The sequence below is a fragment of the Roseibium alexandrii DFL-11 genome, assembly GCF_000158095.2.
GTDB classification, from domain to species: Bacteria; Pseudomonadota; Alphaproteobacteria; order Rhizobiales; family Stappiaceae; genus Roseibium; species Roseibium alexandrii.
The window spans coordinates 1649526-1675408 of sequence record NZ_CM011002.1; the positions used below are offsets into that span (position 1 = coordinate 1649526).

General features: G+C 56.3%; 21 protein-coding genes. 6 read left to right on the forward strand and 15 right to left on the reverse strand.

Features of this window, described 5'->3' with window-relative positions; all coding sequences use genetic code 11:
- Positions 1–153 precede the first annotated feature (153 nt).
- On the reverse strand, positions 154–1797 hold the full coding sequence (locus SADFL11_RS07615; protein ID WP_040451896.1) for an EAL domain-containing protein: 1644 nt from the start codon (positions 1795–1797) through the stop codon (positions 154–156).
- A 45-nt stretch (positions 1798–1842) separates the two neighbouring features.
- On the opposite strand from SADFL11_RS07615, the gene SADFL11_RS07620 reads away from it, so the two are divergent.
- Both SADFL11_RS07620 and SADFL11_RS07625 read left to right on the forward strand, forming a co-directional pair.
- On the forward strand, positions 1843–2139 hold the full coding sequence (locus SADFL11_RS07620) for a hypothetical protein (protein ID WP_134852949.1): 297 nt from the start codon (positions 1843–1845) through the stop codon (positions 2137–2139).
- A gap of 84 nt (positions 2140–2223) precedes the next feature.
- Positions 2224–3393, forward strand: a complete 1170-nt coding sequence (locus tag SADFL11_RS07625; protein WP_008189938.1) for a hypothetical protein — start codon at positions 2224–2226, stop codon at positions 3391–3393.
- Positions 3394–3461: 68 nt separating this feature from the next.
- Here SADFL11_RS07625 and SADFL11_RS07630 read toward each other — a convergent pair whose 3' ends face one another.
- The 6 genes from SADFL11_RS07630 to SADFL11_RS07655 form a co-directional block, all read right to left on the reverse strand.
- The gene (locus SADFL11_RS07630; protein WP_040451892.1) at positions 3462–4046 is read right to left on the reverse strand and encodes a hypothetical protein; all 585 of its coding nucleotides are present in this window, start codon (positions 4044–4046) and stop codon (positions 3462–3464) included.
- A 224-nt stretch (positions 4047–4270) separates the two neighbouring features.
- The gene (locus SADFL11_RS07635) at positions 4271–6058 is read right to left on the reverse strand and encodes an ABC transporter ATP-binding protein (RefSeq protein ID WP_209002761.1); all 1788 of its coding nucleotides are present in this window, start codon (positions 6056–6058) and stop codon (positions 4271–4273) included.
- Between the two features lie 308 nt (positions 6059–6366).
- Positions 6367–8148 (reverse strand): aspartate--tRNA ligase, encoded by a 1782-nt coding sequence (gene aspS / locus SADFL11_RS07640; protein ID WP_008193261.1) that lies wholly within the window; start codon positions 8146–8148, stop codon positions 6367–6369.
- Positions 8149–8347: 199 nt separating this feature from the next.
- A complete protein-coding gene (locus SADFL11_RS07645; RefSeq protein WP_008193567.1) occupies positions 8348–8650 on the reverse strand; it encodes a hypothetical protein in 303 nt (100 codons plus the stop codon).
- Positions 8651–8665: 15 nt separating this feature from the next.
- Entirely contained in the window at positions 8666–9157 is a 492-nt protein-coding gene (locus SADFL11_RS07650; RefSeq protein WP_008195089.1) for a hypothetical protein, read from the reverse strand.
- Between the two features lie 101 nt (positions 9158–9258).
- A complete protein-coding gene (locus tag SADFL11_RS07655; protein WP_081450590.1) occupies positions 9259–10071 on the reverse strand; it encodes a type 2 periplasmic-binding domain-containing protein in 813 nt (270 codons plus the stop codon).
- An 809-nt stretch (positions 10072–10880) separates the two neighbouring features.
- On the opposite strand from SADFL11_RS07655, the gene SADFL11_RS07660 reads away from it, so the two are divergent.
- Positions 10881–12038 carry a D-alanyl-D-alanine carboxypeptidase family protein gene (locus SADFL11_RS07660; protein WP_081450589.1) on the forward strand — a complete coding sequence of 386 codons (1158 nt, stop codon included), beginning with the start codon at positions 10881–10883 and terminating at the stop codon, positions 12036–12038.
- 30 nt (positions 12039–12068) lie between these two features.
- Here the strand turns inward: SADFL11_RS07660 and SADFL11_RS07665 are convergent, their stop codons facing one another.
- The 3 genes from SADFL11_RS07665 to SADFL11_RS07675 all read right to left on the reverse strand — a co-directional run bounded on the left by SADFL11_RS07665 (position 12069) and on the right by SADFL11_RS07675 (position 14841).
- Positions 12069–12452, reverse strand: coding sequence for a VOC family protein (locus SADFL11_RS07665; protein WP_008194928.1), 384 nt, complete (start codon positions 12450–12452; stop codon positions 12069–12071).
- Between the two features lie 104 nt (positions 12453–12556).
- Positions 12557–14299 carry an ATP-binding protein gene (locus tag SADFL11_RS07670; protein ID WP_008196521.1) on the reverse strand — a complete coding sequence of 581 codons (1743 nt, stop codon included), beginning with the start codon at positions 14297–14299 and terminating at the stop codon, positions 12557–12559.
- Entirely contained in the window at positions 14296–14841 is a 546-nt protein-coding gene (locus SADFL11_RS07675) for a heme NO-binding domain-containing protein (protein WP_040451887.1), read from the reverse strand. The genes SADFL11_RS07670 and SADFL11_RS07675 overlap by 4 nt, the downstream gene beginning before the upstream one ends.
- A gap of 274 nt (positions 14842–15115) precedes the next feature.
- Here SADFL11_RS07675 and bktB point away from each other — a divergent pair, with 274 nt between their 5' ends.
- Complete coding sequence (gene bktB, locus SADFL11_RS07680) at positions 15116–16297, forward strand: beta-ketothiolase BktB (RefSeq protein WP_008193675.1); 1182 nt, start codon at positions 15116–15118, stop codon at positions 16295–16297.
- A gap of 191 nt (positions 16298–16488) precedes the next feature.
- Positions 16489–17817 (forward strand): MFS transporter, encoded by a 1329-nt coding sequence (locus SADFL11_RS07685; protein WP_040453308.1) that lies wholly within the window; start codon positions 16489–16491, stop codon positions 17815–17817.
- A 48-nt stretch (positions 17818–17865) separates the two neighbouring features.
- Here the strand turns inward: SADFL11_RS07685 and SADFL11_RS07690 are convergent, their stop codons facing one another.
- On the reverse strand, positions 17866–18492 hold the full coding sequence (locus tag SADFL11_RS07690; RefSeq protein WP_008196777.1) for a nucleotide-binding protein: 627 nt from the start codon (positions 18490–18492) through the stop codon (positions 17866–17868).
- Between the two features lie 141 nt (positions 18493–18633).
- Between SADFL11_RS07690 and rnd the strand changes: the two genes are divergently transcribed.
- The gene (gene rnd, locus SADFL11_RS07695; RefSeq protein ID WP_008192174.1) at positions 18634–19812 is read left to right on the forward strand and encodes a ribonuclease D; all 1179 of its coding nucleotides are present in this window, start codon (positions 18634–18636) and stop codon (positions 19810–19812) included.
- 96 nt (positions 19813–19908) lie between these two features.
- Here rnd and SADFL11_RS07700 read toward each other — a convergent pair whose 3' ends face one another.
- The 4 genes from SADFL11_RS07700 to SADFL11_RS07715 all read right to left on the reverse strand — a co-directional run bounded on the left by SADFL11_RS07700 (position 19909) and on the right by SADFL11_RS07715 (position 25881).
- Positions 19909–21432, reverse strand: coding sequence for a Ppx/GppA phosphatase family protein (locus tag SADFL11_RS07700; RefSeq protein ID WP_008193398.1), 1524 nt, complete (start codon positions 21430–21432; stop codon positions 19909–19911).
- A 153-nt stretch (positions 21433–21585) separates the two neighbouring features.
- Positions 21586–23808: an RNA degradosome polyphosphate kinase gene (locus tag SADFL11_RS07705; protein ID WP_008195795.1), complete on the reverse strand. Its 2223-nt coding sequence runs from the start codon at positions 23806–23808 to the stop codon at positions 21586–21588.
- 266 nt (positions 23809–24074) lie between these two features.
- Positions 24075–24755, reverse strand: a complete 681-nt coding sequence (locus SADFL11_RS07710; protein WP_008197104.1) for a P-loop NTPase family protein — start codon at positions 24753–24755, stop codon at positions 24075–24077.
- Between the two features lie 10 nt (positions 24756–24765).
- Positions 24766–25881: an AI-2E family transporter gene (locus SADFL11_RS07715; RefSeq protein WP_008190741.1), complete on the reverse strand. Its 1116-nt coding sequence runs from the start codon at positions 25879–25881 to the stop codon at positions 24766–24768.
- Positions 25882–25883 lie beyond the last annotated feature (2 nt).

Here is a 25883-nt window from a genome sequence, read left to right on the forward strand (position 1 = left end):
AATTTGACGGCGTTTGTTCAGGAGGCTGCGGAACAGCGACAAAAAAGAGCAGAAATTTCTGAGGGTTGCCACATAGACGCCTTCGCCACGAAAGATATGAGTGCATGACGAAACAAACGCTTGAATTAGATTGTAATCGGGCTGGTCCCAAGATCAGGCGGCTTCGTCTTCCATGGAGGCTTCGGCTGCGGCCTGTTCTGCAGCGGCCGCTTCGGCGGCTATCCGTGCGCGTTCACGGGCTTCATCTTCGACACGCTCGGCGAATTCGATGAACTCTTTGGCAGGCATGGGCCTTGCGAAGTAATAACCTTGAGCTGCCGTCACGCCGAGCTCCATCAGGCGGTCGATCTGCTCTTCCTCCTCGACACCTTCAGCGATGATGCCCATGCCGAGATTGTCAGCAAGCTCGACCATGGAATCAACGATGGTCGTGGAGTTGTCGTCGGAACTGATGCTGTCGATGAACATCTTGTCGATCTTGATGATATCGACACCAAGTTTCTGCAGATAAGCCATGCCACCATGGCCCGTCCCCACATCATCCAGCGCAATGCGGACGCCGAGAGCCTGCAATTCGGCCATGATCTTGCGCGCCAGTTCCATATCCTCAAGCGGATAGCGCTCGGTGACCTCAACAACGATTTGCTGATAGGAGATCTCGGAGTTCTCAAACGTGTTCTTGATGTCTGCCACAATCTCTCGGTCGAGAAAATGCCCAGCGAAGAGATTGATCGACAGCTTGAAATCCGGATGCTCGCCATAAAGCGCGCCCACTTCGTCGCTTGCCACCCGCATCATGTGGCGGGTCATGTCAAAGATATGCCCATTGGCTTCCGCATAGGCCATGAATTGGCCAGGTGAGACAATCATGCCGTTCGGGCGGCGCCAGCGCATAAGAACCTCGCAGCCACGAACACGCTTGGTCTCGATATCCATGACCGGTTGGTAATACGGAATGAACTCGCCGTTGCGGATCGCGGCGACGAACTCGTCGTTCGCCTCGCTCTCCGGCCGCCAAGAGTACCAGATGCCAATGGCGACAAACAGAACAGCAATCGCTGCGCAGGCCGCCGCGGCAATGACTTTCAATTGTTGAACGACCTGCAAGGCCGCCGAGGCAGGCGCATTAACGATGGCAATCAGCGGATAAAGCTCAGATGCAACTTCAACCGACAGCATTTCACTTGGATCGTTGCCTTCAGAATTGTAGCCGCCGACCTGATACCAGAGCAGATTGTCGCCAAGGCGCAATTCGGTCCGCCTGTAAGACCTCAGATATTCGGGACCTGGATCCATTGCGATCACCGCCGGGGTAATCTCGGCAAACAACCGGGTCTCGTTTTTCAGATCCCAACTGACCACGGCCGCCCTGGCGCCAAGGTAACTGCGCTCCAGCATGCCAATGCCCACAAGCGGGCCATCTGGACGCAGAGGCGGAAGTACCACTTCTGCAGCCAGCTCACGGTCCGGGATGATGCACATGCGCTGCCCGGCAGCGTCCACCAACCCAATGGCATCAATCATGCCGTGGTCGATGATCTGCTGCTCATAGATGATCCGGTCAGCTGCATCACAGGTTTCGACGTCGTCGCGATCCAGCCTTTGCAGGAAAGAAACAGTGGTGGTGATGGCTTCTTCCGCACGGCGGATGGACACCTGCCCCATCGCTTCCATCTCGCTGACGGCACGGCTCTCGGCATATTGGTTGAGGATAATATTGATCGCAAACAACGGCGTTGTCGCAAGCACCAGTGCGATCAGAACCGTCTTAGCAAAACCGAAATAACGAAAGGACAATGCGCAAGCCCGTTGAGTAACATCTCCCGCAGACCATGCCGCGAAATGGGTAAACAAGCCCTGAATGCAGAAGCATTTCTTAACCCTGACAGGGCGATTTCACTAAGCCAGCAGGCTATTTGGCAGCTTATGATGAACCCAAACTGCGACTGCGCACGCTGTGGCTGCGCCTACCGCAGTTTTCATTTTCCACAACCTTTCGGCGCGCATTTACCGGCCCAAGTGCGGAAATCCGCCAAGAGCGTGATCGCCGTCACATTGTCGCTGCACCAATCGGGTGACAAAACCCTCGAGGCAGGTCAAGAAACCGGTCTCTTTTTCAATTCGCACCAGCTGCAATAAATGGGTCCCTATCTGTCGCCGTTGGTATTAAGCTATGACGCAGGCTCGCGTCAGCCCTGACACTTCACGTTTGGAGTACACATCATGATTTCCAAGAAGTCCCGGATCGGCCTCGGCCTTTCAACCGCAGTTGGCCTGTTTTTGGCTCAGGCTGCACCGGCCCTTGCTTTCGACCCGAGCGGCGTACCGGTTGCCGATGCGTTCTTGAAACTCCTCGATTCCGACAGCAGCGACGTGGAAAGCTATGGCAGCGTCAACGAAACGGGCGGTGACGTCACCATTGCCGACCTCGTTCTTAAAAGCGAAGAGGACGACAGCACTGTCACGATCGGAACCACGACCCTCTCCGGCGGTTCTGTTCTGGACAATGGCCGTTTGAAACTGAGCGGCCTTCAGCTCCAAGACCTCGAACTTGCTGCCGACGACGGCGGCCTCACCATGGCAAACATGACCGCAACGGATCTTGTCTTGCCAGCGGCTGAAGAAGTTCAAAACGGCGCCCCGACCGTTGATCCGAGCTACAAGACCTTCGAAGCCTCGACCATCCAGATCAACGATGAAGACGGCAAGATCGCCACAATCGACACGATCACTTCTTCCATCGACGAAATGGACGGCGATCAGCCAACAAGTGGTAAGTTCGCAATCTCCAACATCGTTGTGGATGTGAAAGAGATCCAGGCCGAAGAGGCCAAATCCCTGCAGGACCTTGGCTACGAAACCCTCAACATGAACGTTTCGGGCTCCGGCAAATGGGATCCGGATGCGGCAACCATCAATATCCCGGACCTTAAAATTGATGGTCAGGACGCTGCCGCGCTGTCCCTGTCTCTCTCTCTCGGCGGTGTGACGCGCGAAGTTGTGGAGGAGCTGAACAAGGCCTCCGACAATCCGGAAGAATCCATGGCGCTTCTTCAGAACATCACCGTGTCCAATGTCCGCATCCGTTTGGATGACGCGTCTCTGACCGGCCGGGTGCTGGATCAGGAAGCTCAAAAGGCCGGCGTCGACACCCAGCAGTATGTTGCTGGTCTGACGGGCAGCCTGCCGCTGATGCTGGGCATGCTGCAGAACAAGGAACTCGAAGGCCAGGTCGCCGAAGCTGTAACGCAGTATTTGACCAACCCGGGTTCTCTGGAAATTACAGCGTCTCCGGAAAACCCGGTCCCGTTTGCCCAGATCATGGGTGCGGCGATGATGGCCCCGCAAATGGTCCCGCAGCTGCTGGGTGTGTCCATTACTGCCAATCAATAATCCCTCATCCGAAAACAAAAAAACGCGGCGGGACACACCGCCGCGTTTTCTATTTTCATCAGTCTTGTTCAGGTATTGGTAATTTCGAAGCCGATGGCGTCGAAGAAGGTGATGTCGAACAGATCACCCCCCTTGATCTTCAAATCACTCAAGATATCCGGGTTTTGAACTGTGTATGCGCGGTCCTCGCCATCCGGCCCGGTGAAACGCACCTTTCCGGTTTCCGTATCCGCGGTGAGGATCTTGACTGTGACGGTCATTTGACGGGCTGTCAGGCCCGCAGGCAACCGGTCTTCATCGGCCAGAACGACCGTTTTTGAGGCATCGATCTCAGGCTTGGTGTTTTTGCTTTTTTCGATGTCGATGACGACACCGGCAAGATACGTCACATTCAGGAACTGGTTTTCCCGCACCGATGCGATGTCAAATCCGGGCTGAACCGGCACGGCGAACTCATTCCGGTCCTTCGCTTTGACGATGATCTCGTTGCGGGCCGGGTTTGTCGTGACGACCTGAGCTTTGTAGGAGATCGTTTCAGCAGCCGCGAAGGCTTCTTCAAAGGTTGGCTCGGACATCGCCGAGGCGGCACCAGAAAAAGCAAACACCGACAATGCGGCGGCCGCAATGGTTGAAATGACGGGACGTGCTGACATTTGAAAAGTCCTTTGCAAAATCGGTCAAGATTTTTGATGACGCCAGGGCCACTCGCTGATCAATCAGCCATGTGCCTGGTTTCGCTAAGCAAACATCTGAACCAATTGCGGCTCTTTCATGAACGCAACGATTGCAAATAATTTAGATTTCGCGCGACGAAGGGAAACTGATCGACCCATCGCCGACGGGTCGCTTGATAAACGCTTGCGGCGCGGCGGGAAAACTACTCCGCCGCTTCCGTCTTGTCCTGAAACTGCAGATCACAGAGCCGGCGGTAAATTCCATCATGATCGTACAGCCGGTCATGCGTTCCGCTTTCAACGACCCTGCCCTGATCCATAACGTGGATCTGGTGGGCATGGCGCACTGTTGAGAGCCGGTGCGCGATGACCAAAGTCGTCCGGCCGGTCATCAGGGTTTCCAGGGCGGACTGGATCTTGGCTTCTGATTCTGCATCCAATGCCGATGTTGCCTCGTCCAGCAAAAGGATCGGCGCGTCGCGCAGCATGGCACGGGCAATGGCGATCCGTTGGCGCTGACCACCGGAGAGATTGTTCCCGCCCTCCCCGGCGCTGGTGTTGTAGCCGTCCGGCAGAGTGGTGATGAAATCGTGCGCATTCGCCGCCTTCGCCGCTTCGATGATGTCAGCTTCGGTTGCGCCAGGCACACCAACGCCAATATTTTCGCGAAGGCTCATGTTGAAGAGGTAAGCATCCTGCCCGACATAGGCGATGGACCGGCGCAAGGTCGCGACCTGGACCTCCTGAACCGGCTGGCCATCGATCAGGATTTCGCCGGATTGGGGATCATAAAACCGCTCGATTAGCGAGAACACGGTCGATTTGCCGGCACCCGAGGCACCGACCAACGCGGTCATTTTGCCCGGTTCGGCCTTGAAGGACGCCCCGCTGAGTGCTGCACCGTCTCCATAGGAAAACCGCACATCGTCGAAAACAATTTCGCCGCTCGAAACGGCAAGTGGCTTGGCTCCGTCGCGATCCTTCAGATCCGCCCGTTCATCGATTAAATCGTACATCAAACGCAAGCCGACCATCTCTCGGCCGAGATTGACATTAAGCCGGGCAAGGCGCCGTGCCGGATCGTAAGCGAGCAGAAGCGCCGTGATGAAGGAGAACAGCGAGCCCGGATCCTGACCCAGCTCTACAACGGAGTACCCACCGTAAAAGATTACCATCGCGATGGCGAACCCGCCGAGCGTATCCATCATGGGAGATGTCCGGGCGCTCAAGGTTGCGATCTTGTTGGCCTGTCTTTCAACATCCTCTACAGAGTGGCCCATGCGGCCTCGCATGGCGTCTTCCATACCAAACGCCTTGACCACACGAACGCCAAGCACTGTTTCCTGGAGGGCTGCCGTGATTTTGGCGGTAGAGACCACCTGGCGGTTCATATGCTTCTTGACCCTTCGGATCAGAATCGCCACGCCGATGACTGCCGGCGGCATGATGACGAAGGCAAAGAAACTCAGCAGCGGGTTCTGAACGACCATCACGATGACAAGACCGATCAAGGTCAGAAGATCACGGCCGAGAGAGACGACAACCATGTCCATCGTCATACGGGCGGAGTTCACACCTTGAGTGACGATCACATTGATCTCGGCGAGTGACTTCCGGTCGTAATAGGCCTGGTCGAGCTGCAGTATATGGTCGAACAGGCGCTTCTGCAGGCTGGCGATGATCGCGTTGCCGACCCGGGCAAGCACCACCAACTGGCCATAGGTGGACACGCCCTTGACCGCGAAAATCAGCATCACCACACCGGCAATGACATAGACCATCTGCTGGTCGCGGTTGACGAACACCTCATTGACCACATCGCGCATGATCCAGGCACTGGCCGCTGTGGTCGCCGCCACAAACCCCATGAACACGAAGGCGAGCGCGTACTGAGGCAGATAGGTCCTCAGGTTTTCCCCGAAGAGACGCCGGATCAAGGGAATGGTTTCATTCGGATCCGTCTCAGCGTTCACTTTCCGAAATTTGAGCACGCACTCATGCCTTTCTTCAGCGCATCTGGACCCTGTGTCCTTCCCTGCGCCGCCCTGCCCGCACTATCTATCGCGTTTCGCATCAATCTTAAAACCAGAAGCATCGCCCATTGCGTTGAAATCAGTGATTTCAGGCAGCGATAGGTGAGACCACCGTTTCGCGAACTGCATTGGTGCGATTCGATCAGCGGCAAATCACCAATCGGAGCTTTCTAGCCGTCTGATACGACAAAGGCCAGCAAAGCCGGCCTTTGTGCTCCAGCGGACTGGAAGTTTGTATCAGGCTTTCGCACCCTCTCCCGAAAAGATCATTCCTCCGGGAGGTTAAGCCGCAGGTGCAGTTCGCGCAGCTGAGCGGTATCCGGCTCATTCGGGGCGCCCATCATCAGGTCTTCAGCCTTCTGGTTCATCGGGAACAGCATAACTTCACGGATGTTCGCCTCGTCAGCCAGCAGCATCACGATCCGGTCGATACCGGCCGCACAGCCACCGTGCGGCGGAGCGCCGTACTGGAACGCGTTGACCATGCCGCCGAAACGCTTGTTGACTTCCTCGTTCGGATAACCGGCGATCTCGAACGCCTTGTACATGATCTCCGGCTTGTGGTTCCGGATCGCACCGGACACCAGCTCGTGACCGTTACAAGACAGATCGTACTGCCACCCAAGAACCTCCAGCGGATCGCCTTCCAACGCTTCCATCCCACCCTGCGGCATGGAGAAAGGGTTGTGTTCAAAGTCGATCTCGCCGGTTTCTTCGTCCTTCTCGTAGATCGGAAAGTCGACGATCCAGGCAAATTCGAACCGGTCCTTGTCGGTGTGGCCAAGCTCTTCACCAATGGTGACACGGGCTTTTGCGGCAACGGCCTGGAACTGCTTCGGCTTGCCGCCCAGGAAGAAGGCCGCATCGCCGACTTCAAGACCAAGCTGCTGACGGATCGCTTCGGTGCGCTCCGGACCGATGTTCTTCGCCAGAGGACCGGCCGCTTCCATGGAACCGTCTTCGGCCTTGCGCCAGAATATATAGCCCATACCCGGCAAGCCTTCGCCTTGCGCGAACTTGTTCATGCGGTCGCAGAACTTGCGGCTGCCGCCTTTTGGGGCCGGAATGGCGCGGATTTCCGTGCCCGGCTGCTCCAGAAGGTTGGCAAAGATCGCAAAGCCGGATCCGGCGAAATGCTCGGAGACGATCTGCATCTTGATCGGGTTGCGAAGGTCTGGCTTGTCAGTACCGTACCACAGCGCGCTGTCCTTATAGGAGATCTGCGGCCAGTTGCGGTTGACCGGACGGTCGTTGCCGAACTTCTCAAAAACGCCTGCAATCACCGGCTCGATCGTGTCGAAAACTTCCTGCTGGGTCACGAAGGACATTTCCATGTCCAGCTGGTAGAAGTCGGTCGGCGAACGGTCGGCACGCGGATCTTCATCGCGGAAACACGGCGCGATCTGGAAGTACTTGTCAAACCCTGAGACCATCAGCAGCTGCTTGAACTGCTGCGGCGCTTGCGGCAGCGCATAGAACTTGCCCGGATGCAGACGGGACGGCACCAGAAAGTCGCGCGCGCCTTCCGGGGAAGAGGCCGTGATGATCGGGGTCTGGAACTCGTTGAAGCCAATCGCCCACATGCGGTCGCGGATATCGCGCACGACATTGGAGCGCAGGATCATGTTGTTGTGCAGTTTCTCGCGGCGCAGATCCAGGAAGCGATATTTCAGGCGCACTTCTTCCGGATACTCCTGCTCGCCGAAAACCGGCAGCGGCAATTCCTTGGCAGAGCCAAGAACTTCCATGTCCCGGATGAAGACTTCGATCTCGCCAGTTGGAAGGTCCGGATTGATGGTTTCTTCTGTCCGCTTCTTCACGGTCGCGTCAATGCGGATACACCACTCGGAGCGAACAGTTTCGGCCAAACCGAAGGCCGCAGAATCAGGATCGACCACGCATTGTGTCATTCCATAGTGATCGCGCAGATCGATAAACAGCACCCCGCCATGATCTCGGACCCGGTGGACCCAGCCGGAAAGACGGATGGTCTGGCCTTCGTCGGACAGACGCAGATCACCGCAAGTATGGCTACGGTAGGGATGCATTCTCGTTCCTCAATTCTTGTTCAGATGTGCAGAGCGCCTCAAACCGCCAGTCGCAACGTCGAGACACAGGAAACCATTACGGCCCGCAGAACGCAGGCCGTGCGCGCTGCACAAGCCATGCCCAGCGCGGAATGTCAAGGGAACGGGAAGCAATGATCAAAACGAAGAGCTGGAAAACGGGACGGCCCCCCCAACCGGTCTACCGGATCATGTCTTCCGGTTTCTCGTCCCTATCCGCCGCCTCGGCCGCCAGCTCGGCGTGAGGCCCGAGGATGCTGCGGATCTGACCGCTCTTTTGAAGGTCTGAGATACGGCTATTGATGGAAGCGACAAACGCCCGCCCCGGCTCATTGTCGTGGCAGACAAAGGATATTGGCAGGCGAATGTTGTGGAGCGTGATCGGACTGACACGCAGCGCATCCGGCTTCCCCAATTCCTCCAAAGCAAGTGCCTTATCCGGATGGTGCCCCAGGAATGCATCCAGGCGCCCGAGACTGAGCATTTCAATAAGCTGTTCTTACGATGGGATCGGATAAAACTTTTCCGCGTCTGCAAGGCCGTGAATGCTGCCAGACCCTTCGATGTAACCCACCCGATACGGATCGAAATCAGACAGAGATGTAAAAGACGCCCCGTTGGTCGTGGTGTAGACACGGAGCGATACAATATCGACAGGATGAGAGGCAATCAGAGTTGCCGTTTGATCCCCGGCATCAAGCCCCATGATGTTTGTTGGGAAGAGGCAGCTGCCGGTATCACCGAGGAACAGGGCCCTTGCACGATTGAGCGGGGCAGCTCCCCTTGGCACCTGAGCAAGTTTGCCTGACAGCGCTACGTCCAGCAAAAGATCATATTGCTTGCCGCTGGTTTCGGTCAGCCTGTGCGGAAGGTAGTTCAGATAGAGCTTAACGGTGTCTGGTTGCTGCGCGCCCGCAGAGCCCGGCAACAAAATGACCGACGCAAGCAACAAAAGTCCGATATGGCCAAGTCTAAGTTTCTTGCAGGTCATGATGTATTCTGTCTTTGCAACGCGCCGGGATCAAGCCTAACCCTCATCGAATAGTCCGTGATGACCGTTCTCCGTCAGAACGATCCGTTAAAACGTCATTCTCATTGAGAGACTTGGGCGCCAATTGCATCTTCGGCATCCGTCGGGAGATTGGCGTGGGGGCCAAGCACCCGGCGAATGTCTCCGTCTTGATGGAGCTGCCGGATCCGCGCGTTCACCTCTTCAATGAAGTGCCTCCCGTCCGCCGTGTCATGGCAGACGAAAGAGATTGGAAAACGCACATTGCTCACCGTGATGGGACTGACGCGAAGCAGACCTGGTCTGTTCAGGTCTTCCAACGCCAAAGCTGTATCCGGGTGATGACCCAGGAACGCATCAAGACGTCCGAGTTCCAGCATCCGGATAAGCTGTTCTTCAGACGGAATGGGAACGAAGAGCTCATGCTTGGGGCCGAGACCTTGCACAGTCCCGGACCCCGCGATGTAGCCGACCCGTTTTGGGTCAAAGTCATCGACAGATGTAAAGGCTTTCTCTGCATCGCCGGTCGGCGTGTAAAGCCGCAGGGAAACGATGTCGATCAGGTCTGAAGACACAATTGCGTCCGGCTCGGCGACTGCGTGAAGCGCCTTGACGCTGATCGGAAAGAGGCAGCTGTTGCGGTCAGACAAGAACAGCGTCAACGCGCGTTTCATGGGGGACGCTTCGCGGGCAACCGTCAGCTCGGTGCCAGTGAAAATCTCGTCCAACAGGCGGTCATACTGCTTGTTGCTGGTTTCCGTCAGCCGGTGCGGCAGGTAGATCAGATGAAGATCCGTTTCGGCATAAGCTGCCGCCACAGGGCCCGCCAGATTCAAGCCCATCGCCAAAAAGACAATAGCAATTAGACGCCTGGCATTTCTGTATAGCGTATTCATCACCGCTCTCTACCCAGTGATCTGCAGTACCCAGTGACCTGCAGTATCTGCAGAGCCATTCCTGACCTCCCGTTGCGGAAGCCTACTATTTCATTCCGGGCGTCAGGTCACCCATAAATCTAGCCATATTCTCCCAATTTGGGATAAGCGCCGCTGACTGCGGCTTGTTGTGATGTGCTAACTATTTAAATCAATAAGATATTCTAACCGCTCAAGTTGTTCCAAGCACAATCACGTCAAATGACTCTGCGGTGTGGATATACAGCAGTGGTCAACCGCAAAGACTCATCTCCTTGTTTCGAACAGACCTTGTTGCTCCGCCGGTTCAGCATGTTTGCCCAAAATCAAACGCATTGCGCAGTCTTACAAGCATCCCCAGTCTGCTGGTCCTCTCCGACTTAAAACTCGGCCCCCGAGGTATTGTCGTGGCAGATGAGGTTCACCGGACACGTCGAAGTATCCAACCTTGGCCCGGTCTTGCCAATAACCGACTTCTATAACCTTAGCCTTCCCGGGGAGAAAATCGTTGAGAGACAACGGCAACGGTCACAATGCCATTTGGCTTCTGATCGACATCTTCTGGTCGCAACCCAGTTTCTTTTTTAGGTTCAGACAAAACTTGCAACCAATCCGGATCATTCCAGTTTGAAAGATCCAATTTTCTCTAACGATTAGGGTGAGGCAAATTTTAGCGAACACCTTTAACCAACTTAAACCGGTCGTATTGTTTTTGTAACGGACGCCTGCGCGCATAATACTCACCGCACCGGTCACCAAAGCCGCGATACGCAATGATGAAAAGGCCTTCAATGCTTCGCTTTACCGCCATCATAACCGTCTTAGTTGGCCTTCTGTTAGGATCATTTAGCGGCATCGGTGCAGGTGTCGCGCAGGAAAATGAGACACTCACGACACCATCCCTTGTCGTCGATCTCGACACCGGCGCTGTCTTACATGCCGAAGCGGCTGGACACCCTTGGTATCCCGCGTCTACAGCGAAGCTGATGACCGCGCTCATTACGTTCCAGGCCCTTGAGCGCGGGGACGTCGACCTCTCAACGCCGGTCATCCTGTCCCACAACGCAATGGACCAGTCCGCTGCATATGCTGGGCTCAAGGTCGGCAATGCAATGACGCTGGAAGATGCGCTCTATGCGGTATTGGTCGGTTCGGCAAATGAAGTGGCCGTCGCGCTCGCGGAAACCGTTGCTGGGACGGAGGCTGCGTTTGTCGACCTGATGAACGCGCAAGCGGACCGTCTCGGTCTGACGGCAACGCATTTCACCAACCCGAACGGCCTCTTCGATCAGAAGCAAACCGTATCAGCGCGCGATCTTGCGGTTCTCGGCCGTGACCTTTTCCAAGTATATCCGGATTACCGCCGGATGTTCCGTACAGCTGCCGTCACCATCGATGACAAGGAACTGATCTCGTACAATGAGCTGATCACTCGCTACCCCGGAACGCTGGGTCTCAAGACCGGTTTTGTGTGTTCTGCAGGCCGCAATATCGTGGCGATTGCCGAACGGGACGGCAAACGCTTGCTGGCGGTTGTTCTTGGCGCAACAACAGGCCGGGAACGATCAGAACGGACCGCAAAATTGTTCGATGACGCCTTTGCCGGAAACCTCACCGCAAATGGTCAAGCCCTTGCCGAACTGCCCAACGCGTCGGAAACCCAGCCGGAAGACATGCGCATGCGGCTATGCAGCAATGAAACCGCTGCCTATGAGGCCGGACAAAACCGGCGCTACCCGATGGGCCTCCCCGGAGCGCCAAGCTATCTCAAGGATCCCGTTTCCGCCCCCACTTACAGTTTCCAGACATGGTTCGTGCCCCAGCCTGAGTTTGTTCCCGTGCCCAGCGCAAAGCCTGTACAAGCGGTCGAGCTCATGACCACTCCGCAAGCAAGCGGAGCTAAATTCGAAATCGTACCGCCCAGCAAACCGCCGTTGCCAAGGAGCTAATCCGTCACGGCATCCCAGGACTACTGCTGCCTATTTGTCGTTCAGACTGATTGAGATATGGAGCTTGTTGCCGTCCGGATCCCGGACATAAGCGCCGTAGTAATCCGGATGGTAATCGCGTGGCCCGGGCGACCCTTCATCCGTTCCGCCGTTGTTAAGTGCAGCGGAATGAAACGCGCGCACACCGTCCTTGTCAGCAGCATGAAAGATGAACTGGGTGCCGTTCCCAAACGTCGCAGGCTTGTTGTTGTAAGGCGTTACGATGAATATAGTCACCCGTCCGTCTGTTTCCGCATAGCCTCTTTCATGTTCGCCCTGAAATGCAGGCGTCACCCCGATCGTTGCAAACACAGCATCGTAAAACTCTGCCGCTTTCGCCATGTCGTTTGTCCCGATGCAAACACCGCTCAGCATGTTGAAATCCTTGCAGTTACTGGGTATTTGGCAGGCTTTTACGAGGTGCGGAATAACTGTCTCTGCCATGGCTTATTGCGGAATGTCGCCGCTATAGCGATCTGTCACGACGCAAGTTCTGTTTGAAGGACAGTTTTCAGCTTGTCCAGACTAATCGGTTTTGTGAGAAAACCATTCATGCCGCTTTGGAGGCAAAGGTCCATATCCTGCTGCATGGCATTTGCGGTCATCGCGAAAATGGGCACAAGGCCGGCAGGACCTGGCAGCTGCCGAATTCGGCGCGTTGCCTCTAGGCCGTCCATCACCGGCATCTGCATATCCATGAAGATCATGTCGTAGTCGGCTGACTGCACACGATCAATGGCTTCCTGCCCATTGTCCGCGATATCTGCTTCATATCCGAGTTTTTGAAGAAACCCAGTGATAACCAGCTGGTTCGTCACGATGTCTTCAACAACAAGCAAGCGCGGAAGAGACCCGGGCTCAGCTTCTGAGACTTGATGCGTAAATTCGGGTTTCGTGTCTTGCACCCGGTGAGATGTCGGCATAGGGTTTCCAAGAAGCGTGTTCTGGATTGCGCTGCGGGTCAAAGGCTTTGGGAGTACAATCGTGTTTTGCGCAATCGCTGGCTCCAAATCCGCCGCGTCGAACACAAGATTTGACGTCAGAATGACCTCTGCAGTGCTGTAACCTGACACCATACGTGCCTGTCTTAAGAACTCATACGCTTCGGCCTCAGAGACTGCGCTGATCAGAATGGTGTCTGTCCGATTTGCAGAGAGTTTCTGCAATGCATCGGCAGATGTTGATGCGCTGACAACTGTGTGACCCAGATCATCAACCAGCGCAACGAGCGTCGTTCTTGCAAGAGGCTCTCCAACCAGACACAGCACGGTCTTCGGTGCCTGGTCCTGAGACATCGTTTTTGCAGTCTGTCCGAGCTGTTGGTCGTCTTTAAGCAGTGGCAGTTCGAACCAGAAGAGACTGCCTTCGCGCTCTTCGCTTTGCACGCCAATCCGCCCGCCCATCAGACTGATCAATTGGCGGGTAATCGCGAGGCCAAGGCCGGTGCCGCCATGTTGCCGGGAGGAACTTGGATCGACCTGAACAAACTTATCGAAAAGTGTTGGAAGCTGGTCCTGCGGAATGCCGATCCCCGTATCTTCGATCTCAAACCGAACCTTACCGGAAGACTTGGCCTCTGAGACCCGAACGGCAACGGTGCCCTTGTCTGTAAACTTCAGGGCGTTCCCAGCGAGATTGAGCAGGATTTGGCGCAAGCGGCCAGCATCGCCAACCACACTGGTTTGCAGCTCCATGGGCAAAAAGCTGACAAGGTCCAATGACCTAGAAATTGCCGCTGGAGCCAGGATCTCCAGGACGCCATCAATCACGTCCGCCAACTGAAACTCCTCGTTGGAGAGTTCCAGACGTCCGGCTTCGAGTTTCGAGAGATCCAGAATGTCATTGATGATTGTCAGCAGTGCATCGCTGGATTCCCGGATCGTGGTCGCGTAATGCCGTTGATTGTCTGACAAAGAAGTGTCGAGCAGCAAGGTTGCCATGCCAATGACGCCGTTCATCGGTGTCCGGATCTCGTGGCTGATGTTTGCGAGGAACTGGGACTTGGCTTCATTTGCCTTCACAGCATCCGACATTGCTGTTTTGAGCGCTGCAGTGCGTTCTTCAACCTGCGCTTCCAAATCGCCGAGCGTGGAGATCAGTTTCTGATTGATCTCATAAAGCTCACTGCTCTTGTCTTCCAGGAGCCGCTCAGCTTCCTTGCGCGCCATGCGTTCGCGTTCAAAGCGCCGTTTCCATTTTATCGCGTCGGGATGATCGCTCACACCGGCCTCTCCCGCCTGATCATGAACTGTACTTCGTGCGGGCCGTTTTGATCTGTGCGTTCGATCTCCAGATCGTCCTTAAAATGCGCGCCACATCCACGTATGAGCCCATGAGCGAGGTCTCCAAAAGGCCGCTTCGATTTATAATTCATTTCCAACTTGTCAGGTGCATGCCGGATACAGCGGAAGGTGGGAAGCTCCGCATTCGGATAGAGCTTTTTCACCTCGACATGAATGTAGCCTTCAATGTTTTCCAGAAAGTCGAGACTGCATGTTGCCCCGCTGAAAAACTGAGAATGGGTCACAGTGAAGCGCTGAAAAAGATGCTGACCGAATGCGGTGATCAGAGCATCGATTTCCATTCCCGTAACCTTGTGCAAGGCTGCGACCAGTTTGACCATGTCTGTGTGGGAGTATTCCTGGACCGCTGTGAAGCCGGTTTCGACACCGACCCCGGAAATATCCATGATCTCGTCGGCCACATCAAAGGAGAACTCGTCTTCGACCATCTCCATGAATTCGGTGAACACCACGCCAAGCATCTCTGTCGCCCCTCACCCGAATGCTTCGGGTCTCTTTGACCAGCCGCAGAACTTTCTCCCGCAGCGTAATTTGACCGGCACTCCGGTCAACACGTTTTTGCAGATCCCGTAAACGCAATCCGGCATTCCTGCTGGCCAAGCTTAAGACGATTTGGTTGCGAATGCGGAAACCGGCCTCAGACTTACCCTGAAAGGTGTAGCTGACGACGTTGACGCTTGCGGTAGCAAGATCGGACTGCCAAAAAGATGCAACGTCAGATTTGGAGATACTAAGATGAAAGACATTGTCATCACCAGCGCAGCCAGGACAGCTGTCGGCAGCTTCGGCGGGTCCCTGAAAGACATGGCACCGATTGACCTCGGCACGGCTGCTGCAAAGGCTGCAATTGAGCGCGCCGGCATTCAGGCCGACCAGGTCGAACAGGCTTTCTTCGGCAATGTCATCCACACAGAGCCGCGGGATATGTACATCTCGCGTGTGGCCTCCCGGCAGGCCGGTGTGCCAGACCATGCGCCCGCGCTCACCATGAACCGTCTATGCGGGTCCGGTCTTCAGGCAATTGTCTCCTCGGTCCAGGCCATCTCCATGGGCGATGGCGATGTTACCCTCGCAGGCGGCGCTGAAAGCATGAGCCGGTCCGGATATCTGATGCCTGCCGCCCGTTGGGGCCAGAAGATGGGTGACACCACCGCACATGACATGATGACCGGCGCCCTGCACGATCCATTTGGCATTGGTCATATGGGCGTTACGGCAGAAAACGTTGCAGAGCAGAATAACATTTCCCGCGAACGTCAGGACGCGTTCGCGCTGGAAAGCCACCGGCGTGCCAGCGAAGCGATCAGGAATGGTCACTTCAAAGATCAGGTCATCCCACTGACCGTTGGCCGCCGCGGCAAGGAAACCGTTTTTGATACGGACGAACATGTCCGCCACGATGCCAAGATTGAGGATATTGCCAAGCTGCGTCCGGTCTTCAAGAAGGATGGTCTGGTCACCGCCGGCAATGCCTCCGGGCTTAATGACGGGGCAGCCGCGATCACGCTCATGACGTCTGAAAAAGCCGCTGAACTGGGTGCCACACCGCTGGTGAAAATCCGCGCTTATGGTGTTGCCGGTGTTGATCCGGCCGTCATGGGCATTGGTCCGGTCCCGGCCATGCAGATCGCGATGAAACGCGCTGGCATCACAGCGGCCGATCTGGATGTGGTGGAATCCAACGAGGCTTTCGCCGCACAGGCCTGCGCTGTCAACGATCTGCTCGGATTGCCGGGCGAAAAAGTCAACCCAAATGGCGGTGCGATTGCGCTTGGCCACCCGATCGGAGCAACGGGAGCTATCATCATGACCAAGCTCATTTACGAGTTGAAGCGGACCGGTGGCTCTCTCGGTGCTGCCACCATGTGTATCGGCGGCGGTCAAGGCATAGCGATCATCGTCGAAAACGCCGGCTGACGCATAAGAAGACTGCATCAATGGGCGGTCCTGGTGACCGCCCTTTTTCTTTCTGCAAACGACGATGCTGAAATGGCGCGCTGTATCCCTTGGGCGCGGGATAAAACAGCTCTGCAGAATGCTGCCCCTCTTTTTCATATGAAACATGGTTGCTAGAACGGGTCTGGATTCTGGCCCCGGAGCTCTCGCAGTTGTTTTCCGTTCTTGTAAACCGAACCTACCGGCACCTGTTCTTTGCTCAGGTGGTTGCCCTGTTCGGCACTGGTCTCATGACTGTAGCGCTGGCTCTGCTCGCCTACGACCTTGCAGGCGCGGATGCTGGCATTGTTCTCGGCACTGCCCTTGCGATCAAGATGATCGTCTATGTGACCTTGAGCCCGGTGGCTGCCGGATTTGCAGCCCGGTTTCCAAGGCGCGCGTTTCTGATCTTCCTGGATTTGGTCAGAGCAACGCTCGCTCTGGCCCTGCCCTTCGTTGATGCGGTTTGGCAGATTTATGTGCTGATCGCGCTGCTGCAGTCGGCGTCAGCCGCTTTCACACCGACGTTTCAGGCGACCATTCCGGATATCTTGACGGACGAAGACGACTACACAAACGCTCTGTCACTTTCCCGGCTCGCCTACGATCTTGAAAATCTATTGAGCCCGATGGCCGCCGCGATCCTTGTAAGTGCGATAGGCTTTCACTGGCTCTTCACCTGGACCTCTGCAGGCTTCCTGGTATCGGCTGCTCTAGTATTCTACACCGCCCTGCCAGCCATGAAGGCGGCACAAACCGCATCCCCCATAAAGCGGATCAAAAATGGGGTGAAAATCTATCTCAAGACACCGCGATTGCGCGCCTTGATGGCCCTTAATCTCACGGTCGCAGCCTCCGGCGCCATGGTGATTGTCAATGGCGTTGTTCTGGTCAAATCCAAACTCGGGCTCAGTGACACAGATCTCGCTCTTTCCATGGCGGCCTATGGCGGCGGGTCAATGGCTACCGCGTTTTTCGTCCCCAAGTTCTTGAAACGGTATACGGAGCGGTCCGTGATGCTTACTGGCGGCGCGATGCTGCCAACACTGCTTCTTGTGTTCGCCGCGCTCTATTCAAATCTGGCTGAGAACGCCCTCTGGCCCGCTTTGCTTATCTCCTGGGCATTCATGGGCGCCAGCATGTCGGCAGTGCTGGTGCCGTCTGGCCGCCTGTTGCGGAACTCGGCGCACGCTGAGGATCGGCCGCTTGTCTTTGCCGCACAATTCGCGCTGTCCCATGCCGGCTGGTTGATCACCTATCCGCTGGCCGGTTGGCTCGGCAGTGCCGTCTCCATCCAGCAAACCTTGACCGTCCTTGCGCTTGTCGCAGCACCCGCTGCCCTTGCTGCATGCTGGCTCTGGCCGAAGGACGATCCAAGGTTCCTCATCCACGATCACCCGGACCTGCCGCCCGATCACCCGCATCTCATCAATGCCCATGGCAACAGGCACGGGCATGATTTCGTCATCGATGGCCTCCATCCGAATTGGCCGGACCGATAATTTCAGCTGTGGATGCCGTCACCATTTAGGCTGCTGTTTCGCCTACATTCAGGTATCGACGGCCTGCAACAACGGATGCCATTGGCCACGAATCTCGTGGGATTGCGCATCGGAATAGTCGAATATCCCGGATCCAGCGGCGGCATGCTTGGCGTAGGCAACGCGATCCGTTATGCGACACAAAACCGGGTAGCCTTTTTTTGACAAGGTTTGTTCCAGTTCCCCGACCTGTGTTGACCGCCGGTTGATCCTGTTGGCGATGACGTGGATCTCAGCCTTTCCTTTGCGAACACGTTTGATTTCCGAAATGCCATCGAGAAATTTCAAGGTCGCGTTCCAGTCGAACGCAGACGCCAGAACCGGAACAAGAATATCTGAAGCTTCTGCAATCAGTGTCTTGGCAAGTTCGGACCGCAATCCTCCTGGCCCATCAATGACGACTGCATCAAGCCCCTTCGACTTGTCACCAATACTGCTTTCCTTAGTCCAGTCGAGGCCTTCGATTGACGTCATTTTTTTTGGCCGACGCTTGACCCAGGAAAGGCTCGACTTTTGCCGATCAGCATCAGCAAGAGCCACGTCCTCACCGCGCGCAGCCAAAGCCACAGCCAAATTCGTTGCAATTGTCGTCTTGCCGCACCCGCCTTTGGAATTCACCACCAAGATCTTGCGCATTCCCGCTCCCCGTTCAAAACTTCCCATTATATCCGCGCCCACACTAGGCGCACATATTGCACCTTTTCAAGATCTACATCGCCAATCGGTACCATTTCGTGGCGACAAGCAGACAGAACTCGGGTATAGCTTTCGATCACCATGGAAGTGATTACAAAAACTAAAGACCTCGCCGCTGCCTGTCAGCGTCTTGCCACCAACGACTATGTCACCGTCGACACGGAGTTTCTCCGCGAAACGACCTTCTGGCCGAAGCTGTGCGTCATCCAGATGGCCGGTACAGAAATGGCCTTTATCGTTGACGCTCTAGCTGAAGGCCTTGATCTAGAGCCCTTTTTCGACCTAATGCGCGACGACAGTGTGACAAAGGTGTTTCACGCTGCCCGGCAGGACATCGAAATCATCTACCATTTGGGCGGCTTAATCCCTGCCCCTCTGTTCGACACGCAAGTCGCAGCCATGGTCTGCGGATTTGGGGACTCCATTTCCTATGATCAGCTCGTCTATAAGGTGACGGGTGCGCGGATAGACAAGTCCTCCCGATTTACCGATTGGGCCCGTCGGCCGCTCACTGCCAAGCAACTGGATTACGCCCTTGCCGATGTCACCCATCTGCGGGATGCCTTTCAGTTCCTGAAGGCGAATCTGGCCGAACAGAACCGGACCCACTGGGTGCAGGACGAAATGACAGTCCTGACGTCGGTTGCAACTTACCGCGCGGATCCGGACCAGGCCTGGAAGCGCTTGAAACTGCGTGTGCGCAAACCGGTTGAACTCGCAGTCATGATGGAAGTCGCGGCCTGGCGCGAAACTGAGGCCCAAAACCGGGATGTCCCACGCAGCCGCGTGATCAAGGACGACGCCATCTATGAACTGGCTGCACAACAGCCTGTGACGACGGAAGCGCTTGGACGTCTGCGCACCATCCCGCGCGGCTTTGAGCGATCCCGCAACGCAGATGAGATCCTGAAAGCGGTCCGCCGGGCACTGGAGATCCCCAAATCTGAGCTCCCGAAATTGCCGAAAGGCCGGCAAGCGCCGGATGGATCGGCTGCCGCCGTCGATTTGCTGAAAGTCCTATTGAAACTCGTCAGCGAAGCGCATGGTGTTGCAGCCAAGGTGATTGCCACTGTCGACGATCTGGAAAAAATTGCAGCTGATGACAACGCTGATGTTGCTGCGATGAAAGGCTGGCGGCGGGAGCTGTTTGGAGAAACGGCGCTCAAGCTCAAGCGCGGAGAAGTGGCTTTGGCATTCCAGAACCGGCAAATCACTGTTTTGGAACAGACACCTCAGCAGGCCACGCAAGCAGCAGAGTAATTTCAGACTCAACATAGAGATCTGACAAAAAGGTGCCGTTTCAGGCACCTTTTTTCATTTCAGATCAGCAGCCTAATCGAGTGCCAGAGAAAATAGTTATGCACTCACGCGCACACTCACCGGCGCGTCAATACACTTGGACAGCTGACCGACACGCTTGCGCAGGCGCTCCCCATCGAGATCGGCCAGTTCGGTGCCAAGATCAAGGACAAGCTCCTCGCCCTCCATGCTGATGCCGACCTTCGGCAGCATGCCCCCCATGGACGCGCTTAAAAGTGAGGCAACCCTCAAAGTCGCGCCCAGAACCTTGGCGCGGATCCGAAGGCGGTCGGTGAACAGCTCCCGGATTACGGTCGACAGCGCCCCTTCCCTGAGCCCTTCATGCCGGTAGAACACAGCAGCGGACAAATACGCCCTGCTTGCGTGATCGAGCCCTACGAACGATGCATTGGAAATGATGTTGAGGCTCTGCTCCCCGCGATAGTCCGGATGAGCCCGCCAGCCAATGTCAGACAAGAGGCAGGCCGCATGACGCAACCGGGTTTCATTGGCCGTCTCTTCGATCGAAAGCATATGGAACAGGGCGTCGGACCAGCCAATCAGTTCCTCGGCGAATTGCGGCGATCGCGCCCTCAGCACACAGAGCTCGCGGGCCGCCTCAATAACCGGGTCCTGCGCCTGCATTTCCGGTGACAGTTTGGAATGCAGTAGTCCTTCCCGAACACCGGTTGCCGAAAACACCAGCCGTTCCGCCTTCATGGCGGTGAGCACACGCTCCAGAACTACGGCCCCGATCGGAACGAGCGGACGGCGCTGCTTGGAAACGACTTCGGCAAGTTCCACGCCTTCAAGATCCGGAACGGCGATCTTTCGACAGAACTCAATCGCCTCATCGGCGTTTATTTGATAGTTGTGCATCACGTGCAGCGGATAGTTTTTCTGCATCAGATGAAGACGGCCCAACGACCGCCACGTTCCGCCGACTGCATAGAACGTCCGCTCGCCCGGCGGCAAATCCGGCCAATGGAAATCCTTCAGTGTTGCTTCAGCGATCTCGGAGGCCTTTTCGATGCTACTCTCTGCCATTTCCGCAAGACGCAGGCCGCCGAGCGGGAAGGTCATGCCAAGGCCAGGGCCTTTGTCATCGACTTCGACGAGCTCCAGACTGCCCCCGCCCATATCCCCGACGAGTCCGCGCGGCTGCCAGAACCCTGCAGTAACGCCAAGGGCAGAAAAATAGGCCTCTTCGTTGCCGTCCAATATGCGCACAGGTGCTCCGAGGATCGCCTCGACCTCGCGGACAAAATCCGGCCCGTTCTCTGCATCGCGCGTCGCAGCTGTTGCAACAATGTAAATGTCCTGACAACCTGTATGACGAATGAGCGCGCGAAAGCGCACCAGCTCGCCAAGTGCCGCTTTTACAGATCCATCAGCCAATTGCCCGGTCGCCGCAACGCCGCGCCCAAGTCCCGCCAGCATCTTTTCATTGAAAAGCATCGTCGGCGTCCGCGCCTTGCGCTCATAGATCACCAGACGAACGGAGTTGGATCCGATGTCGACCACAGCGATTGGGCCGGTGCCGTTAAGCCGGCCACGTGCCGGCTGATGTTGGGAAGACATCAAAGGTCAATCCTTGCCCTTGCGGCCTGTCAGCGGGCAGTTTTTCCGACCGCTGATCTTGAATGTGCCTGCACTTAACGTCATCGGATCACAGGGTCAATTCCGGAATTACAGTTTCCGCCGCCCATCTGACGGGTCCGGATGCGGTTGGCATCATCGTCTCTTTGTTCGCTTAACAAAAGGCTTCGGACGGTCGCTTTTCAATGACTTTCCGCGGCCGGACAAAGACGGGTTCGTCATGAAATAGCGATGAGCATTGAACGGCTCTTCATTGGCACCGGGTTCAATCCGCTCATGGCTTCCGTTTGAAAGGATCCGCCAGCTTTGCTGATTGTCCTTCAAATTGGCCACCATGATCTGATCAAGGACCTGCTCATGCACTGTCGGTGTCGTGAGCGGTACCAGCACTTCCACGCGGCGGTCGATGTTGCGCGGCATCAGGTCGGCGGAGCCAATATAGACATGCGCTTCCGGCGACGGCAGGCCATGACCGTTGCCGAAACAGAAAATCCGTGAGTGTTCCAGGAACCGGCCAACGATGGATTTCACCCGAATGTTGTCGGACAATCCGGCAATCCCCGGCCGGAGGCAACAGATGCCGCGGATAACCAGATCGACCTGAACGCCCGCCTGGCTCGCCTTGTAGAGCGTATCGATGATTTCCGGATCGACCAGGCTGTTCATCTTCATCCAGATTTGTGCTGGACGGCCTGCCCGGGCATGTTCGATTTCCGCTTCGGTCATTTCGATCATGCGCTTGCGCAAGTTCACCGGTGACACAGCAAGGAAATTGAGTTCCGCAGGTTCCGCGTAACCGGTGATGTAATTGAAGACCCGCGCAGCATCCTCGGCAACACCCGGATCATCGGTGAAGAAGGACAGATCCTCGTAAATCCGCGCCGTGATCGGATGATAGTTGCCGGTACCGATGTGGCAGTAAGTTTTCAGCTGCCCGTGCTCCCGCCGGATGACCATGGAGAGCTTCGAATGGGTCTTCAGCTCGATAAAGCCGAAGACAACCTGGACACCGGCGCGTTCCAGGTCCCGCGCCCATTTGATGTTGGCTTCTTCATCGAAGCGTGCCTTCAGCTCGACCAGAGCGGTGACTGACTTTCCAGCTTCGGCCGCCTCCGCCAGTGCCTTGACGATCGGTGAATTGTTTGATGTCCGGTAGAGGGTCTGCTTGATCGCGACCACATCCGGGTCTCTTGCAGCCTGGCGCAAATACTGGACGACGACATCAAAGGACTCATACGGATGATGGACAATGATGTCCTTCTGGTGGATCGCTGCGAGGCAGTCTCCACCATGTTCCCGGATGCGTTCTGGAAAACGGGCCGTGTAGGGCTCAAACTTCAGATCCGGCCGCTCCAGATCCACAATCTGAGACAAGTTGTTCAGCGCCAACAGTCCTTTGGCGAGGAAGATCTCCTCCCCGTCCACATCCAGGGCGTCTGCCACGAACTCCAGCAGAGCCGGCGGAGTCGTTTCCTGGATTTCCAGACGGATCACCGATCCGCGCCGGCGGCGTTTTAGGGCGCTTTCAAACAAGCGCACCAGATCTTCCGCCTCTTCCTCAATTTCCAGATCACTGTCGCGGATGACCCGGAAGGCGCCTTTGCCGCGGATTTCGTAGCCCGGAAACAAGCGATCAATGAACAGCGAGACGACCTTCTCGATTGCAATGAACCGTTCGGCCCCATCACTGGTCTTGGGCATTCGAACGAAGCGGGCGACCTGACTTGGAATACGCAGGAGGGCAATCATGCTGCGCCCGCCCCCGGTTGGCGCCAGCTCAAAGACGATTGAAAAACCAAGGTTCGGAATGAACGGGAACGGGTGCGCAGGATCGATCGCCAGAGGCGTCAGCACCGGGAAAATGTAAGACAGGAAATGATCTTCCAGCCATTGTTTTTCCTTGGCGTCCAACAGGTCGCCATGAAGGATCTCGATGCCTTTTTCAGCGATCTCACCGCGCAATTCGCCCCAGATCTGCTGTTGGGTCGCTTGCAACTGATGAACTGCTTCGCTGATCTTCTCCAGCTGCTCCGTTGGCGTCAGTCCGTCATCGGAAAGGTGTCTCACTTCGGCCCGTTGCTGTCCTCGCAGACCGGCGACGCGCACCATGAAAAACTCATCCAGGTTGTTGGCTGAAATCGACAGGAACCGAACCCGCTCCAAAAGCGGATGGTTGCGGTTCATGGCTTCTTCCAAAACCCGGAGGTTAAACTGCAACCAGGAGAGTTCGCGGTTCATGAACCGGGCTGTCGATGTCGGAAGATGCTCTGCCGTATCCCGTGCCGCCTTGATGTCCGGGTGGTTGGGCACCTTTTGCGCTGAGGAAGCAGTGTCAGGTGCGTCAACAGTCTCGGTCATAAGGCTCCTCCGGTCCGAAGTATTTGCTCAACTCAGCACGTTGCCGTGTCGCTTCTGGTCATAACATCTGAAAGCTCAATGGCCTAGTGTGGTGAATTTGAAATTCGCCTCACTAGAGCGGCACGCTCCGTAGCGAACTCTAAAATCGAAAACCACACTAGAAACATAAACTTGCTAGTCACCCTTTTGAATCTGAAGTTCGCACCGGGCAGGCTGCACAATGAGACGAACTTCAGATTCAAAAGGGTGACTAGGCCATGTGGCCTCTAATCGGTGCCTGTGACAGTTTCAAGAACGCGGCCCGCCAGTGGCTTGCTGATCTTCACCCGGCCGGCAAGCGCTTCCCGGTCAATGGCATCCACAGCCCTCAAAGCGACCTCAAGCGATCGCTCCATACGCACGACCAGATAGTCCACCACACCGATGTCAACGCCGATTTGCCGGTCTGCGAAGAGCTTCACCAGAACCCGCCGCAGCAGATCGTCATCCGGCTCAAGCACCTCGACCGGTGTTGCCGCACGCAGCCGCGATAAGAGATCGGGCAAGGATATCTTCCAGGACGCCGGCCAGGTGCGGCTGGTGATCAGAACCGTCTTGCCCGCCTGACGCGCCGCGTTCAGCAGATGAAACAGGGCCGTGTTGTTGACACCGCGATGCGCATCTTCAACGACACAGGCAGGCGCTGCGACAAGCGCGGAGACACCAGCCTCGGTCAAATCCCGCGCCTGGATAACTTCAGCACCGGTCTCATCACGAAAGGCCTCGACCAGATGCGTTTTGCCGGAGCCGACCGGACCAGCAAGGATGATAACGGGCGACGGCCAATCCGGCCAGCGCTCCAGGAGCTCAAACGCAGCCTGATTGGATTTGCCCACAAGGTAGTCTTCGCGGCCAAGGGCAGCATCGTGCGGCAAATCCAGGGGCAACTGGCGCGGTGTTTCCGCCATCTTAACTCGTCTACTCGTTGGCGCCCTCTTGGGAGGCGGTGTCCTCAGGCCCGATCTTACTCAATCGGCGGCTCCCGGTGTAAACCGGGCTCGCTAGGTACTGCTTCAGCGCAAAACGTGCAAGCACGCCAATCATGGCCGCTGCCGGAACTGCAATCAACATCCCCACAAATCCAAAGAGATATCCAAAGGCAAACAGGGCAAACATCAGCGTCACCGGGTGAAGGCCAGTGCTGTTTCCAACGAGTTTCGGCTGGAGGATGTTCCCTTCAAGAAACTGACCGACGGCAAAAACTGCACCGATGACCAGGATCATCGGCCATTCCGGCCAGAATTGCACGACCCCGACCCCCATGGAGACAATGAAACCCAGTCCCGCACCGACAAACGGGATGAAGCTGACGAGGCCGGCCCCCATTCCGATCAAAAGACCGAAATTCAACCCGGCAACGGCAAGCGCGATGGCATAGAACGCGCCGAGCAAAAGACAGACGGACAGTTGGCCGCGGACAAATCCGGCAACGGCGCCATCCATCTCGCGGGCAAGCCCGCGGATTTCCTCAAGATGATCGCGCGGCAGCCAGCCGTCGATCTTTGCGATCATGTGATCCCAGTCGAGCAGAAGGTAGAATGCCACGACGGGCGTAATGACGAAGAGAGACAGGATTGACAACAGCGCCTGACCGCCGCTCCAGACCGATTGCGCCAGTTTGCCGACAAACGCAGCGCCCTGCCCCACCATTTCGGCCATGCTGGCCTGAAGATCTGCAAGATTGATCCCGGCAGCTTCTGCAAGACGCTGGCCCATTTGATCGTTCACCAGGCCCTGAAGCTGGCGCACCAGCTCTGGAAAGCGTTCAAGAAACGATGCCAGCTGGTTTCCGAGCACCGGCAACAGCAAGATAAAAAACAGGATCAGCAGGAAAACAAACGCCAGCAGAATGGTGAACGTCGCCCAAAGACGGCCCATGCCCAGTTTTTCCAGCCGGTCGCACACAGGATCGAGCAGGTATGCAACGGCAGCGCCGGCCACGAACGGCAGCAAGACGCCTGAAAACACATAGAGAAACGCGCAGAAAGCGAACAGGGAAATCAGCCAGAACTGGATCTGACGCCGCAATGTCATGT